At 71.5% G+C, this 14,930-nt stretch carries 10 protein-coding genes; 4 read left to right on the forward strand and 6 right to left on the reverse strand.

The window, feature by feature from the left end; all coding sequences use genetic code 11:
* Positions 1-8: 8 nt before the first annotated feature.
* Both OG710_RS30065 and OG710_RS30070 read right to left on the reverse strand, forming a co-directional pair.
* Positions 9-1,460 carry a lipase family alpha/beta hydrolase gene (locus tag OG710_RS30065; protein ID WP_330242429.1) on the reverse strand — a complete coding sequence of 484 codons (1,452 nt, stop codon included), beginning with the start codon at positions 1,458-1,460 and terminating at the stop codon, positions 9-11.
* On the reverse strand, positions 1,457-5,497 hold the full coding sequence (locus tag OG710_RS30070; RefSeq protein ID WP_330242430.1) for an AAA family ATPase: 4,041 nt from the start codon (positions 5,495-5,497) through the stop codon (positions 1,457-1,459). Before OG710_RS30070 ends, OG710_RS30065 begins: the two co-directional genes overlap by 4 nt.
* A 27-nt stretch (positions 5,498-5,524) precedes the next feature.
* On the opposite strand from OG710_RS30070, the gene OG710_RS30075 reads away from it, so the two are divergent.
* Positions 5,525-5,935 (forward strand): hypothetical protein, encoded by a 411-nt coding sequence (locus OG710_RS30075; RefSeq protein ID WP_330242431.1) that lies wholly within the window; start codon positions 5,525-5,527, stop codon positions 5,933-5,935.
* 91 nt (positions 5,936-6,026) lie between these two features.
* Here OG710_RS30075 and OG710_RS30080 read toward each other — a convergent pair whose 3' ends face one another.
* Complete coding sequence (locus OG710_RS30080) at positions 6,027-6,362, reverse strand: hypothetical protein (protein ID WP_330242432.1); 336 nt, start codon at positions 6,360-6,362, stop codon at positions 6,027-6,029.
* Between the two features lie 59 nt (positions 6,363-6,421).
* On the opposite strand from OG710_RS30080, the gene OG710_RS30085 reads away from it, so the two are divergent.
* Positions 6,422-7,042 carry a hypothetical protein gene (locus tag OG710_RS30085; protein ID WP_330242433.1) on the forward strand — a complete coding sequence of 207 codons (621 nt, stop codon included), beginning with the start codon at positions 6,422-6,424 and terminating at the stop codon, positions 7,040-7,042.
* Positions 7,043-7,087: 45 nt separating this feature from the next.
* Here the strand turns inward: OG710_RS30085 and OG710_RS30090 are convergent, their stop codons facing one another.
* From OG710_RS30090 to OG710_RS30100, 3 genes are all read right to left on the reverse strand, one after another.
* On the reverse strand, positions 7,088-7,888 hold the full coding sequence (locus tag OG710_RS30090) for an endonuclease/exonuclease/phosphatase family protein (protein ID WP_330242632.1): 801 nt from the start codon (positions 7,886-7,888) through the stop codon (positions 7,088-7,090).
* 132 nt (positions 7,889-8,020) lie between these two features.
* On the reverse strand, positions 8,021-8,746 hold the full coding sequence (locus tag OG710_RS30095; protein WP_330242434.1) for a class I SAM-dependent methyltransferase: 726 nt from the start codon (positions 8,744-8,746) through the stop codon (positions 8,021-8,023).
* Between the two features lie 115 nt (positions 8,747-8,861).
* On the reverse strand, positions 8,862-10,802 hold the full coding sequence (locus tag OG710_RS30100) for a flavin monoamine oxidase family protein (RefSeq protein WP_330242435.1): 1,941 nt from the start codon (positions 10,800-10,802) through the stop codon (positions 8,862-8,864).
* A gap of 206 nt (positions 10,803-11,008) precedes the next feature.
* On the opposite strand from OG710_RS30100, the gene OG710_RS30105 reads away from it, so the two are divergent.
* Positions 11,009-11,707, forward strand: a complete 699-nt coding sequence (locus OG710_RS30105) for a hypothetical protein (RefSeq protein ID WP_330242436.1) — start codon at positions 11,009-11,011, stop codon at positions 11,705-11,707.
* A 103-nt stretch (positions 11,708-11,810) separates the two neighbouring features.
* On the forward strand, positions 11,811-14,924 hold the full coding sequence (locus tag OG710_RS30110; protein WP_330242437.1) for an FG-GAP repeat domain-containing protein: 3,114 nt from the start codon (positions 11,811-11,813) through the stop codon (positions 14,922-14,924).
* Positions 14,925-14,930: the final 6 nt, after the last annotated feature.

Genomic DNA, 14,930 nt, shown 5'->3' on the forward strand with positions numbered 1-14,930 from the left:
GCTGCCGTCTAGAGCAGGCGGGTTCGCAGGAAGTCCGGTAGTTCGCCGTCTTCGAGCCGCTTCTCCAGTCCGGCCATGTCCGCCGCGGTGGGGTGGGTGAAGTCGAGGTAGCCGGGGTCGTCGCTGGGGCGTGGTCCGGGGATGTGGGGAAGTGCGAGGGCGGACGTCCTCTGTACGACGTCGCCGAGGTGCTCGTCGAGGGATGCCTTCGCCGTCTCGGCCAACCGCATGGGCCGGTCGGCCAGGAAGTTCCAGACATCCCGCTGCACCTCGGGCAGGTTGGGCAGGCTCGCGTGCTCGCCGTTGACGTAGCGGGTTTCCGCGATGGAGGAGAGCATCGCCGAAGCGAGCGGGACGCGGCCGTCTCCCTCACGGTGCGGGTTTCCGGGCCGGCGGCTGGTGACGCGGTCCATCTGATGCCACAGCTTCCCGCGCTTCGCGTAGGCGAGACGGAAGAGGGTCTTGAACCCCGTACCGGCGATGACGGCCATCCGGTCGCGCAGGCTCTGGTCGAGGGCGTTGTGCCAGAGGTGCAGGTCCTGGTGGCTCCGCCCGGCTTCGTCGAGCCGGTCCTGGAGCCGCAGCTGTTCGGCGGGGGTGAGCTTGAGGTGCCAGGCGGTGGCGTCGTAGAGATCGAAGTCCGCACAGGGGTGGTCGTAGTCGTCACCCGGCCGGGCGGCGCTGTCGGGGTAGACGCCTGCCGGGGCGGGCAGGAGGCTGAGGACTCCGGTGAGGCTGCGAAAGGTGTCGCGGGAGAGGTAGCGGCCGAGGAGGGCGAGGAGTTCGAAGCCCCAGAGGTGGTTCTTGAGATAGCCGCCGATGGCGGGTGAGCCGTAGTGCGGTGTCCCGATGAAGACGACCTTGCCGACGTGGTTCCACAGGTCCGGATGGCGCATGAGGGCGGTACGGACGACCAGGCCGCCCATGCTGTGGGCGACGACGTGAACGGGCTGGCCGGGCGAGGCCGCGGCGAGGACGGCCGTGTGGAACTCGTCGGCGCTCGTGGACAGCGGCTTGCGCCAGTCGTAGGGGAAGTCGTGCGGGTCGTGGTCCTGGTGGGCGGCGGCGGCCATCAGGAAGCCCTCGTAGACCATGTCCAGGGCGGCGGGTGTGATCCTGAACGAGGTGTGGGCGTCGTTCACGCCGTCGGGTGCCAGGGCGAGGCTGTCGATGCGGCGGCGGTTCTTCAGATCGAGCCACCACACGCCACCGAGGCCCCTGCTGACCAGGACGCTGCCCATGACCCCGGGCACGAAGACGAGGCGGGAGCCGGAGGAGCCGGACAGGTGCTCCTGCGGTGCGGGCCCCGCCAGATCGACCAGTTCCGTGTGGACGCGCGTGCCCAGGAAGCGGCGCAGGGCGTCGGTGTGGTCCGGCGAGCGCAGGAGTGCCAGCCGTGTCGCCGTGTCGCCCCGGAGGAACCGGTCGCCGATGTCCTGGAAGTTCTGGGGTGTTGTCACGCCGGCCTCGCTGAGGTCTGGGGCGTCGCCCGATGGGGATTGTGCATGGCTTCGACCTCACCGGGGCGGGCGACGAAGAGCTGGTCCTCGTTGATGTAGCTGTAGAAGAGGCCGCCGATACTGCGGTACTGGTCCCAGAAGAACTTGCGCGTCTGGGCGAGGGCCTCACCGGCCGCTGTGGGGTGGTCGCGATGGGAGCGGTCGTAGAGGAAGTGGAAGAAGACGTGGGCGAAGCGGGCCGCGAAGCCTGCGGGCACCTTGCATTCGCTGCCGATGTACGCGCGGCTGCCCCGCTTGACGAAGAGGTTCTTCAGCATGTTGCTGTACAGGTAATCCGCGGCCGCCGTCTCGCAGGCGTTCATGAAGACCAGGGGCTGGTCGTTGAGCTGCTGCTGTCCCATCTCCGACAGGAAGAGGACGTCGTCGGCCTCGTTGGTACTGCCGAAGCGCAGGCCCCGGAGCTTTCCGTTCCTGCTGTAGGCCTGGCTGAAGACATAGAGCAACGAGATCGGGTCCGGGTCGCACAAGTAGGCCGACAGCTCTTCCTTGCGCCGCATCCGCCCTTGCGGAAGGACCATGGGTTTCCACTGGTCGAGCTCGTCGATGTGCTCCAGTGACACCCGCATGGTCTCGTCGCCGTCGCTGCCGCCCCAGTACATGAGGTGGGCGCGCGCGGCGTCGGCCGCCAGCACCCGGTCCCTCTCCCCGGAACACGTGATGTGGGTGGTGCGCAGACGCAGGCCGACGAAGTCCTGTGCCTGGATGGGGGCGCCCGCGGCGGGAAGCGATCCGCGGTACAGCAGTCCCCAGGGGACGTGGTCGGGCCCGTCGTCCTTCCAGTGGATACGGAGCCCGTCGCCCGGCGCCAGGCCCTTGATCAGGTCGTGGAAACGATGCTCCCTGGGGAAGAGCGCCGTGAACAACTGGCTGCCGGCCATGGCCAGCTCCCGTAAGTGCGAGCTGCCGGCGCTGCCGTTCCACGCCTGCTGGTCCTCGTCGGTCGCCGGAGCGCCGGGTACCGACCAGTCGGCGTTCGGTATGAAGCGACGCAGCCTGGCGGCTATGTCGTCGGCCGTGATGGCGTTGTAACGGTCCGAATGGTTCTGCCGGTAGGTCTCCAGGGCGTCTTGTGCTTCCCGTACCCATTGGGCGACATCGCCCTCGGGCTGCCAGTTCTCGAAGCCCTTGCGTACGCGTCCGGGTTCGTCCCTGATGTCCAGCTGCCAGAAGGCCTTCGGCGGCAGCAGGTTGAGCGTGAGGGTGTGGGCCGGCAGCTGCCAGTCGGACGGCACCTGCAGCGCCGTGTGTCTCGCCGCCACGCTGCGGGTGCCGTGGACGGTGATCTTGGAAGCGGAGCGCTGGTTGGGAGGCCGGCGCTGCGATAACCGTGGGCGCGGAGGTGCCTCCGCCGGTCTGGCGGGCGGCAGGGTCGGCAGGGCGGCTTCGTCGTGCGGCGCGGGCCGGGGGGCCTGCTCCCGGGTGGGCAGTGCTTGGGCTGCGGACGTCCCGTGCGCCGGGGATGCGGAGGGCGGGGCCACCGGATCGACGGGGAACTCGATGGTGAGTTCCCGGTACAGGTCGCCGTCGACCATCACGAGCACGTCGATGCGGCTGATTCCCGGACTCGTGGGCGTGATGGAGAGCAGACGTTCCTCGGAAGGCGCGTCCGGGAGGATCAGGAGATCGAACTCGACCGCCCATTCCGGCTGCTCCCCGGCGGTCGAGGGCTCCTCGTCGGCAGTTTCACCGGCGAGGGCGAGCTTGCACGACCTGGACAGGACGTACCAGCACGTGGGGAGACCGGCCGACGGGATCTCGTCCGGGCGGATGGCGCGGTCACCGGCCGCGCGGTTGTCGGGATGATCGGGGCCGACCTGGAAGCAGCCGGTGTAGGTCGTGTCCACCAGCAGCGGCTCATCGGGGTGGCCGGCGTCGGTGAACCAGAAGTTGATGACCTGTTCGTCGATCGCGTCGAGATCCTCGACGGTGACCGAGGGGTCGGGGCGTGAGGTGATGCCGTCCCGGTCGGGCCGGCCGTCCGGGAATTCACCGGGGTCCTCGCCGGGCACCGGCAATTCCGGCGGGACTCCCCCGCTGCCGCCCCGGCCGCCGGCGTCCGTCGCGGGCGTCGCGTCGGTGGCGGGCAGTTCTCCGTGCACCCGCGTCTCGGTGACAGGAATGCCGGACTCGGTGACAGCGAACTCGGATCTGTCGACGGGGTGGTGATCCGTGGCGGCTGGGTGATCGGTGGCGGCGACGGTCTCCAGGTACAGCGCGAGCGCCAGCTGTTCGAGCCGTTCCATGATGTCTTCGAGGGGCAGTCGCGCGGACAGCTCGACTTCCCCCTCGGTCAGCTGGGCCAGGGCTTGTGTCTCGTCCATGTCCAGGCGGCGGATCTGCTCGCGCACCCTGGCCAGACTCCGCAGGTCCCCCACCTTGGTGAAAATGGTCTCCGCCTGGTGCAGGGCGTCACGGGCACCGTCCTCGGTGCCGTTCAGGCGCCGCACGACGAAGAGGGTGAACAGCGCCCGGGCCTCACCCTGCTGCCACCCGCTCCGGGCACTGAGCGCACGGGCGCGGTCCAGGCTGTCCAGCGCCCGGGGCAGTTCACCGCATGCGACGGCGACAATTCCCGACAGGTGCGCGAAGAGCGCCTCGGCCCGTCGGTCCCCCCGCTCGACAGCCCTCTTTCTGCCCACCTCGATGACGTGCTTCGCCGTGTCCGCGGCGGAACCGCCCAGGCTGAGGAGGTGGGCGGTCACGATGGTGGAGATCTGCGCCACCGCGTCCGGGTGGTCCGCGTCGAACTGTGTGCACGCCGCGAGGTTGTCGAGTTCGGCGGCGAGCCAGTCGGCCGCCTGGGCGGCGTCGTTCAGCGGCGGCGCGGAATCGGGGAGGGAGCTGCGCAGCTCCTCGACCGACTGCAGGCGGCTCTGCATGAGGTAGGCGGCCGTCGCGGTGCGCTGGTAGTAGTTGACCAGCCGCTGGAGGCGCTGTTCGCGTTCCTGTGCCGATTCGGGGTGGCTGTCCTCCCCTTCGGCCGCCGTGTCCAGGTAGGAGACGAGCAGGTCGTGCATGCGGAAGCGCCCCGGTGACACCTCGCTGAGCAGGCTGCGCTGGTACAGGTTCTCGAGGTATTCGTTGGCACGGTCGACGGTCACGCCGGTGAGGACGGAGCAGGCTCGCTTTTCCAGGTCGGGGCCGGGGTGGAGGGAGAGTCCGCGCAGGAAGGCCTGCTCGGGCGGATCGAGGCTGCGTAAGGAGGTGGCGAGGGCCTGGCCCAGGGAACTCGTACCGATACTCGGTGCGATGAGCCGCCGGGAGAAGTGGTCGATGTCCGCGACCAGGCCGGTCACGGTCCACGTGGGGTGGGCTCTGAGCAGTCCGGAGACCGTGGACAGGGCCAGCGGGAGGTGACCGCACAGGCGGGCGACCTCGGCCGACAGGGACGAGCTGGTGGCCACTCCTCGCTGGCGCAGCATCCTGTCGAAAAGCGCGGCGGATTCCTCGGGTCTGAGCACGTCGAGGGGGCGCGAGAGCGAGATCTCCGGCGCTTCCAGTCTCACCCGGCTCGTGATCAGGGTGAGGCAGCCGGGATAGCCGGGCAGGAGATGCTGCGCCTGGGAGAAGTCGGCGGCGTCATCGAGGATCAGCAGGACGTTGCGACTGGCCAGCCAGCTGCGCCACAGGCCGGCGCGCCCGTAGACGCTCGGCGGTTGTACGGGCAGGGGGATGCCTGCCGCCACGAGCAGGGAGCCGAGCATCTGTTCCGGCTCGGCGGGTGTGTCCGCGGGGGTGTGGCCCCGGAGGTTGATGAACAGTTGGCCGTCGGGGAATCGACTGGCCAGGGCGTGTGCCGCGTGGACGGCCAGGGCCGTCTTTCCCACACCGGGCATTCCGTGCAGGAGGACGACCGGGGATTCGCCGGTTCTGCTTCCGATGTCCAGCAGTTCGCGCAGTTCACGGTCCCGGCCCATGAAGGACGGCGGGTCCTGCGGGAGCATGCGGGCTGTTCCGAGCGGCACTGTGGTGGTCATGTCCTGACGAGGAGCTGTGTGCACGGGGTGTCTGACGAGCGTGCCGATCGCGCGCCTGGGCTCGCCGGGCGGGGGAACGACTTCGTCGACCAGTTGCAGCAGCGCGAGGGAACGCAGGTCGGGGGCTTCGTCGCTTGCCGACGACGACGTCAGCAGGTCGATGAGAATCCCCTGCAATTCCCCATGGGCAGCCGAGTCCTGATTGACCAGGTCGTGCAGACGCCGCTGCAGGACCACGGTCACCTCGTGCTCGATGCGCCTGCTCTCCTCGGTCGCGACGGAAAGAATCATTTCGCGGGCTTCGTCGAGTTCTTCGGTGACTTCACCGGCTTCCTGCGACCGCCCCCCGAGAAAGAGCTGCGTCATGCGGTCCCGCAGCTGTGGCCACGCCTCCGTGGTCAGCGCGCCCACAATGGAAGCGGACGCCGCCGCGAGTAAAGCCGGATTCATATACCCCCCGATCCGTCAACCTACTCATTCTAGGAGGAGTTCGCGTCGCGGGGAGCGCTTTCCGTGAAGTGCCCCGCCGTCACATTTCCGGGCTCGGCCCGGTCCGCCGGCGTTCCCGCCGCCGGGACAGGAATGCCGCGAGAACGGAGCCGACCACGAGGGGTCCGGCGACCCAGCGGATCACGTCCCCCGTCCAGCCCGGCTCCCGGCCGGCCATCAAGGCCAACGACTGCGCCGCGAGGCAGATTCCCAGCAGCACATAGCCGAGGCCCCACGCGCGGACCGCCCACACAGGTCCCTGGATCGGCTCCGGTGGCCGGCGCGGCCGGAGCACGGCCCGGCATCCCAGCCACACGCAGCCCAGGCCCAGAGCCGTACCGAGCACGTCCACGGCTGCGTCGAACACCTCTGTCACAGTCCGCCCCGTCCTTCTTCCGACGCCTGTTCTCGCAGTTCTCAGGGCAAACTGCATGCATGGTCTCCGAAGAAGATACGTGCCGGGAGCGGCGGCACGATGTGGACCGTGCGCTGCGGGCGGCCCTCGCCGAGGCGCGCGATCTCCCGGACGCCTTCGCGTGTTCGTTCGCGAGGCTGGCGCTGGAGGCGGCGGCGCAACGCTTGCGGGCCGATGACCCGGCGGAGGCCCGGGAATGCCTGGACCTGCTGATCGGGCGGGGTGGGCAGGGCGCGGAGATCGCGGTGGGTTTCGCCGACGCGCTCGGAATCCCGCACGACGCCGCCCGGCGCACCGACCCTCCGCCCGCCCTCGACACACTGAGCCGGAAGACCGGACGGATCGGTATCGAGTCGGCGGACGAGGCGCTGAGGCGCCAGTCCCGGGCCGAGATCGTCAACGAGATCCTGGCGGGCGGGGCGGTGGCCGCGTCGTTCACGGCGGGCGCGGCGGTCTTGAAGGCCAAGCTGGAGGCGACCACCCAGCGGGAGAAGAACCGCATGGACACGGAGACCGAACGGCTGAGAATCGCGTCCGACGAGCGGATCGCGGGTCTTCAGGCACGCAGCGGCCGGCAGCCACTGCCCGCGGCCGACGCCGACGCCGAGGACGACGCCGAGGACGACGAACCCGGGGCGTAGTGCGCGCCGTACGGCGACAGCTCCTCCGGCAGTGGGTGTGCCCCGCTACGTCCGGCTCAGGTCGGCCTGTACCAGGTCGTGGTCCGACCACGGGGTGAGATGTACCCGTTGCTCCTGCGGGGTGAAGCCGCGCAGGAAGATGTAGTCGAACTTGCTGCGCCAATCGGTGGTCGGCTCGCACATGCCCGTCCCGGAGGGGCCGCATCCGGGGTCCGCGTCCTCGGCCAGGTCCCACATCACGGTGAGTTCGGGGGCGGGCGGCACCGCGTTGAAGTCGCCGAGGACGATCGTGCGGTCGTACGGGGCGATCGCCTCGGCCAGTACGGCGGTCTGCTCCACGCGGACCGATTGCTGTCTGCGCTCGGCCAGGTGCGTGTTGAACACCCGGACGCTCAGGCCGTCCACGAGGGTCGTGACGGCCAGGTAGCCGCGGTCCTCGGACCCGCCGTCGGGGTACTCCACCTTCACCGGGTCGGTCATCGGGGCGGCCGAGAGGATCGCCTGGCCGTAGCCCCCCGGAGCCCAGGGCACGCCTCCGCACCGGCTCCAGCTGGGCAGCACCGAGCCGTATTCGACGTGGTAGGCCAGCCCGTACCGGTACCGCAGGTAGTCGCGGATTCTCTCGACATCGCCCACGCACGCTTCCTGCAGGCCGATGACCTGGGGTGCGTACGTGGCGATCTCCGCCGCCCTGCCGCCGTTCTGGCCGCCTCCCCGGCAGGGGTTGCAGATGTTCCAGGTCATGACGCGGTTGGGCACGACCTCGTCGGGGGCGCCGGCCGGCAGCGGTCCGGGCGTGTAGGCGCTGCTCGACACGCTGGGGCCGGCGAGCAGCAGGCAGGCCATGATCAGCGCGCCCGCGAGCCACCGCGCGCCGGTTCGGGTCACCTTCGGCTCCTTGACAGTAGACGCACACCCCCGTCCCCGGGGTCCGTGCCGCCCGAGCCTATGCGGCGGGGTGCGGCCGGTACGAGGCGGTCAGGCGCGTCGTGCGACGAAGACGAACTCCCTGCCCGGCCGGTCGGGCGCGTCGCGCACGTCGAGCGCCTCGTAGCCGTGGGCGGCCAGGTCGGCCCCGATCTCGTCGCGCTCCCGGAACCGCAGGGTCGAGTCCGACGTCAGCACCTGTCCGTCCACGGCGAAGACGTAGGTCCAGCGGAAGGTGACCAGGGGCGGGCTCACGTCGATCAGCCGGACCCAGCTCTCGACGGAGCCGACGCCCGGGATCTCCGTCACCCGGTAGGAGTTCTCGCGGTTCCACTCCTCCCAGGCGCGTCGGGCCGGGTCGCGGGTCTCGAAGACCAGGTGCCCGCCGGGCCGCAGGGCCTCGTGGGCCGCCCGCAGCGTCGTGTGCCAGGTGTCGGGGTCGGCGATGGCCTGGGCGACGTTCGCCGTCATCGTCGCGAGGTCGGCCCGAAGGGGCGGGAGGGCCGTGGCGTCCCCGCAGATCCAGCGCACTCGTTCGCCGCCCGGTTTGGTCCGGGCGACGTCGATGGACGCCCGGGCGGGATCGACGCCGACGACGTCGATCCCGCGGTCGGCCAGGAGGAGGGCGAACACCCCGGTGCCGCAGCCGATGTCCAGGACGCGGCGGGCCCCGAACTCTTCCGCCATCCGGAGGTAGGCGTCGAGGTCGCCGCGGTCGGGGTCGAGCGGGTCGTAGATCGCGGCGAGTCGTGGATGCCCGAAGCAGTCGTCAGCCATGCGGCCGAACGTATGCGGCGCCGGCTCCGCGGAGCCACCGGGTTTCGTATGGCGCGCCGCCTCCTCGGAGCGCCGCCCGCGGAGCGCCGCCCGCGCGGCGGCGCTCCGTCGTGCGTCAGCTCGCGTGCACCTCCAGGGCCGCGCGCACCGCCGACTCCAGCGCACCCTCGATCCAGGCGGGCTTGACGGAGGTGTGGCAGCCCGCGAAGTGCAGCGGGCCCTCCGCCGAGCGCACGTCGGCGAGGAGTTCGGTGTGCTGGCCGGGGAGCAGCACGGACGCCTCGCCGTAGGCGTACGGGTCGCGCATCCAGGACTGGGTGGCGCCGACGCCCGTGTAGAAGACCTCGATCCGCTGCCCGTACACGTCCTGGACGCCGCCCAGGGCGTGCGGGTAGCGCTCGTCGTCGTCCAGGGAGTCCCACTTCAGGGCGTCGTCGGCCCAGCTGTAGGAGGCCAGGAGGACGCCGCCCTTGCTGCCGGGGACCGGGTGGGAGGGCTGGTACATGAAGCGGTTGGCGTTGTCGGTGACCGAGCCGCCGCCGATGACGTGGGCGGCCTCGGGCTGGTTGCGCGCGGTCGCCCGGTACGCGGCGTAGTGGACGCGCTGGTTGGGCGGCAGGTGGCCGGCCGGGACCGAGGGGTGGGCGCCCAGCAGCGAGCCGTCCGCCGGGGCCTTGCCGAGGCGGTAGGCGTCGTAGAGGCCGGGCCGGATCGCGTCCAGTTCCCTCTTCCAGTCCTTCTCCTCGAACTCCCACCAGCGGCGGCTGAATTCGAGGAGGACCTTGGTGGCCGCGTCGTAGTGGACCTCGGTGATCGCGCGCCGCTTGCCGTACGAGAGCGGGGGCGTGATCGGGACGTGGCGCAGTCCGGAGAACGGCACGGTGATGATCGCCCGGTCTCCGGTGAAGGTCTGCCGCACGACCTTGCCGTCGCGGCCCTCCGACACCGTCTCGACCCGTACCCCGTCGTCGCCGTAGCTGATGCGGGCCGCCCGGCGGTCCAGGTGCACCAGCTTCCTGACCGGTGCGTACATCGCGTCGGCCAGCGTCGCCGTGCCCTCGGGCAGTTCGTAGAAGGCCGTGTCCGGGCTGATCAGGGCGGCGCCGATGAAGCTGTGGACGAAGGCCAGCGGGAGCCGGGATGTGAGGTTCTCGACGGTGCCGATCAGGTCGATGGTGCGCTCGTCGAGCTTGGCGGCCTCGGTGAGGAAGCGGAACATCGACCAGTGCCCGTAGCGCTGGATGACGCGGGCCCAGCCCTCGACCAGTTCCGAGCCCTCCTTGCCCTCGAACTCCGCGCGCACGGGGGCGAATGCCTCGCGGACGATGGTGGCGGCGGTCTTGTTCTCGAAGGCGGCGGGGACTTTGAAGGAACGGTTGACCGCCTGCGGCTTCTTCGCGTAGTCGGACTTGCGGACCCGGATGCCGTTGACGTGGATCCAGGTGTGGTTGACGGGCTTCCCGGCCGGGTCCACGTCCACGAGGTGGAAGCGGCGGCGCTTGAGGCCGAGGCTGTCCATCAGCCCGGTGACGAGCGGGTGGCTGTCCGGGATGCGCATCGCCCCGGCCTCGGCGTACTGCTTCGGATCGGCGAATGGCGCCTTCGCGTGCTCGTGGCCGCCGGTGCGGAAGGTCTTGATCCGGCCACCGACCCGGTTTCCGTTGGCCTCGATGACGGTGACGTCGTGTCCGGCGTCGTGGAGCAGCCGCGCGGAGGCGAGTCCGGCCGGTCCTGCGCCGACGATCAGCACCTTCTTGGGCGACTTGCGGCTGCGCGGCAGCCCCTTGGTCAGCAGGACGTCGCGGTAGTGCGGAATGAGGGAACGGTCCTGCTCGTCCCGGACGAGAATCGCGCGCGCGACGCCCAGACAGGCGCTCCAGTCGGAGCCGGGGGCCGCGAGCGGGGCGACGGCGGGAGCCGTGGGAACGGCGGCGCTCGCCGGCGTCGCGGTGGTGGTGAGGGCGGCGGCACCGGCCGCCGCGCCTGCGGCGGCGCCCGCGATCAGGGTGCGGCGGGAGGGCAGGTCGGACGTGGGTCCGGTGGGTTCGGTAGTCATGCCGACACCCTGGGGGGCGCGAAACGGGGCGCATTACGCGAACGCGCGTAGATCGCCCCGGAATCACACGTGAGGGGGAGGAAACGGAGCCCCTCCCCCTCCCGCGCGGTGTCGCGCGTCAGGCGGGACTTTCGGAACACGCCCTAGGGTGCCCGGCATGAATCGCCGTGACGCCGCAGAAGCCCTCGCCCCTCGGGTGTGCGCCCATGTCTGAACCCCATCCGCTCCTGGTCCGCTTCACCGATGCCGCCGAGGGCCGGTTCCCGCCGTGCGACGGCGGGGTGACCGTGCTGCCGCCGCTGCCCGGCGGGCTGGAGTGCTCCGTCGCGTTCACCGGGCACGCGGTCGTCGCCACCGCCCTGTCCGCCGCCGAGGTGCGTGCCGGGCGGCCCGACGGCTTCGGCGCCTCCCTGGCGCCCGGCTTCCTCCGCCGCCTCGCCGGGCCCGGCGGCTGGATCGACACCGTCGACGTCACCCTCACCGCGCGCGGCACCGGCGGTCCGGCGCGCCTCCCCGAGTGGACGGAGGGTGCGGACTCCCACCCCCGCGTCCTGCGCGCCCGCGCCCTGCGGAGCGGGGTCACGGTGCACGGCGACGCGCGGGGCCTCGTCACCCTGGCCGCCGGGCTCGCCGGGCGCCGCGAGCTGAGCATCGAGCTCCACGCCCCGGACGAGAAGGCCCGGGGGCACGGGCGCGGTCTCCTCACCGACGCGCTCTCCCTCGTACCGGAGGGTGAGCCGGTCTTCGCGGCCGTCGCCCCGGGCAACGCGCGTTCGCTGCGCGCCTTCCTGGGCTGCGGTTTCGTCCCGGTCGGCAGTGAGGTGCTGCTGCGGCCGGAGCGTCCGGCAACGGGCTGCGGGGCACCGGGCCTTGGAGCGCCGACCGCGGTCGAAGAACAGCGATGATCGGGTTATAGAGTGATCGCCTCTGAGGGTGCGGCACCGGCCGGGGGCCGGGCCGACCGGGTCGGCGGCTCACCGCTCATGAGACCTGGGGAGGGTCTTTCGGATGAGTCGTCGTCGTGGTGTGCGCCAGCACCGGTGGGTCGGAGCGAGTACGGCCGTGGTCGCTTCGCTGGGGCTCGCGACGGGGTTCCTGTCGTCGCCCGCGGGGGCGACGACGGCGGACACCGCGCAGGAGACCGTCGTACCGGCCACCCAGCGCACCACGTACCAGTCCGCGTCGCTCCACTACGCCGGCACGCAGACGGGGAGCGACGGGGCCGGGGCGCAGGGCGTCTTCCACCGCCTTGAGGGCTACCGGGGCATCGTCTGGACCCGCTACGCGGACGGCACCACCATCCCCGTTCCCCCGGCCCCGGAGGCCGGCGCGCGGCAGCCGGGTACGGGCAGCGACATCTTCGCCCAGGTCGCCAAGGACGGCCGGGTCGAGCTGTGGGACGCGGTGGAGAACACCACGCGCGTCGTCCAGATCCCGTCCGGGCTGCAGCTGTTGAGCGTCCACGGCAGCACGGTCGTCGCGTCCGCCCCGGCCCTCGCGGAGGACGGAACGGCCACCCGCGTCCACCATCTGCTCACCCCCGGACCCGACGGCACCACCCGCGACGTCCTGGTCACCGGCATGCCGGCCGGGCTGAAGCTGGGCGTGGTCCGTGCCGCGAACGCCACGAGTCTGCTGTTCCTCGGCCAGTGGAACGGTACGTACCGCATCGTCTCCGTCGACCGGGCGACCGGCGAGGTGCGGAACTGGACCCAGCCGGTTTCCGTGAGCAACAGCCTGGTCCGGATCTCCGAGGACCACGTCGTCCTGTTCCACCCCAACAATCCGAAGCTGCTGATCCTGCCCCGCAACGACCTGACGGCCACCCCGGCCGAACTGACGGTGGGCTGCGGTGGGGTGAGCCCCGCCGACGACCTGGCGGTCATCGGTGACTGGGTGGTCTACCGCTGCGGCCTGACGATCCAGGCCAAGCCGCTGGCCGGCGGGGCGGCCGTCAGGGTCGTCCTCTCGGCCGCCCACGGTCTCTCCTCGGCGCCCGACGGTTCGGCGGTGGTGGTGGGCCGCGCGAACGCCGAGAGCGTGTACGGCATCCTGCGCCTGGTCCCCGGCGCCGACCACGGCGCGCCCGTGGTCACCACGGTCAAGCCGCTGATCAAGCCCCCCGCCGAGGTGCGGGGCCTGTCCCTGGAGCAGGGCAGGCTGGTCGTGGCCGACTCCGGCACCGGGCAGCGGGACACCTACCTGCGTACCGTCGCACCGTCCGGCACCCCCGAGTTCGGTGAGCGCTCCGCCTTCACCGGCTCCGGCGTCCGGATGGCCCCCTGCCCGGACCAGGACGCCGGCTGTTCGGCGATCCGGGGCACGGCCGACGGCCGGATCGCCTGGCTGGAGCGCGACGGGGCCTCGGGCTACGACCGGCTGCGCGTCGCCGGCCCCGCTCCCCGCGCCCTCTTCGAGCGCGCGGTGCCCGCGGGCGGCCACATCACGGACGTCTCCGGCGACTACGTCCTCTACGAGGACGACACCCACGGCTACGTCTACCGGCTGGACGACTCCGGCGCCCCCGTGACCCGCCCCAGGGGTACCTCCGCGCTCCAGGGCGACGTCCTGCTGACCGCCGGCACCGCACCGGGCAGCGTCACCGGCTTCGACCTGTCCACGGGGAAGGCGACGGCCACCCTCACCACGGACGCGAACTGCGTGCCGCGGGAACTGCAGTCCGCCGGGCGCTGGCTGTACTGGAACTGCGGCCCCGACGGCGGCGCGGGCGTCTACGACCGCACCGCGAAGAAGTCGGTCCCGGTGCCCTCGGGGGAGGCACGGCTCGGCGACGGCTTCGTGGTCACGCACGACCGGTCGGCGGGCCGGCTGACCCTCACCACCGTCACGGACGGCAGGGCCGCCGGCCGGGTCATCGGCGCGCTGCCCGACACCGGTGTCTCGCAGCGTGATGTCCGCTGGACCGTGGACGAGGCCGGCACGAATGCCGCGTACGTCGATGCCGAGGAACGTGTCCACCTCGTCCCGGCGGGAACCCCGGCGCAGCCGCTGCGCCTGCTGGGCCCGGCCGGGAACGCCGGCACCGTGCGGGCGACGACGCTCGACGTCACCCCCGGCACGGTCACCCGCCTGCTCCTGTCCAAGCCGTCCGCCGGCTGGACCCTGACCGTGCGCAGCAGCACGACCGGCGCGATCGTCGACACCGTGCACGGCGGCGCCGCGCGCGGCGCGCTGGATGTCGGGTGGCACGGCGACGACCCGTCCCGCTCCGGCGACGCGTTCCTGCCCAATGGCCGGTACGACTGGGCCCTCTCCGTCACCCCGGCGGACGGGCAGGGCGACCCGCTGCACGTCACCGGCAGGGTGGCGCTCGTCGGTGCCCGGCCGGTGTGGCGGGACCTCGTCGGCGACGACGGAATCGGGGAGCTGCTGGCGCTGAACTCGTCCGGCCTCGTCTACTCGTACCGGGGCACCGGAACGGGCGGGCTGCGCGCCCGGCAGGCGACGTCGGGCAAGCTGTTCCCGGCGGGCACGCTCCTCGTCCCGTTCGGCGACACGAACGGTGACCGCTGCAACGACGTGCTCGTGCGCCAGGGGAACGAACTGCGCGCCTACCGGCCCGGATGCGACGGCATCGTGTCGGCCTCGTCCCCGTCCACGCTCATCGGCTCCGGCTGGGCGCAGTACAACGTCATCGTGTCGCCGGGCGATGTGAACGGTGACGGGATCAACGACCTGGTGGCACGTCAGACGACCACCGGGGACATGTACTTCTACGCCGGGACCTCGACGCACAAGCTCACTCGCCGGGTGCGGATCGGGACGGACTGGCGGCTCTACACGAAGATCGTCGGGGCCGGTGACCTGAACGGCGACGGCAGGGGCGATCTGCTCGCGGTCGACAAGTCCGGTGCGCTCTGGCGCTACTACGGCAAGGCGGCCGGCGCCGTCACACCGCGTACGAAGATCGCGTCGAACTGGGGTGCCGCCTACACGACGGTCGTGGGCGCGGGCGATCTCACCGGTGACGGCCGCGCCGACATCGTGGCCCGCGACGGGAGCGGCAAGCTGTACCGCTTCAGCGGCACGGGGGCCGGTACGCTCTCCGGCCCGGCGACGATCGGCACGAGCGGCTGGAGCGCGTACGCGGGTCTGTACTGACGCCGG

Origin of the sequence: Streptomyces sp. NBC_00525, assembly GCF_036346595.1 — a bacterium.
Lineage (GTDB): Bacteria > Actinomycetota > Actinomycetes > Streptomycetales > Streptomycetaceae > Streptomyces.

Bases quoted from the DNA above. Each gene is read 5' to 3' on its own strand.
- OG710_RS30110 (WP_330242437.1), top strand. From the start codon at position 11,811: ATGAGTCGTCGTCGTGGTGTGCGCCAGCACCGGTGGGTCGGAGCGAGT.
- OG710_RS30100 (WP_330242435.1), bottom strand. From the start codon at position 10,802: ATGACTACCGAACCCACCGGACCCACGTCCGACCTGCCCTCCCGCCGC.
- OG710_RS30070 (WP_330242430.1), bottom strand. From the start codon at position 5,497: ATGACCACCACAGTGCCGCTCGGAACAGCCCGCATGCTCCCGCAGGAC.
- OG710_RS30095 (WP_330242434.1), bottom strand. From the start codon at position 8,746: ATGGCTGACGACTGCTTCGGGCATCCACGACTCGCCGCGATCTACGAC.
- OG710_RS30105 (WP_330242436.1), top strand. From the start codon at position 11,009: ATGTCTGAACCCCATCCGCTCCTGGTCCGCTTCACCGATGCCGCCGAG.
- OG710_RS30085 (WP_330242433.1), top strand. From the start codon at position 6,422: ATGGTCTCCGAAGAAGATACGTGCCGGGAGCGGCGGCACGATGTGGAC.
- OG710_RS30090 (WP_330242632.1), bottom strand. From the start codon at position 7,888: ATGGCCTGCCTGCTGCTCGCCGGCCCCAGCGTGTCGAGCAGCGCCTAC.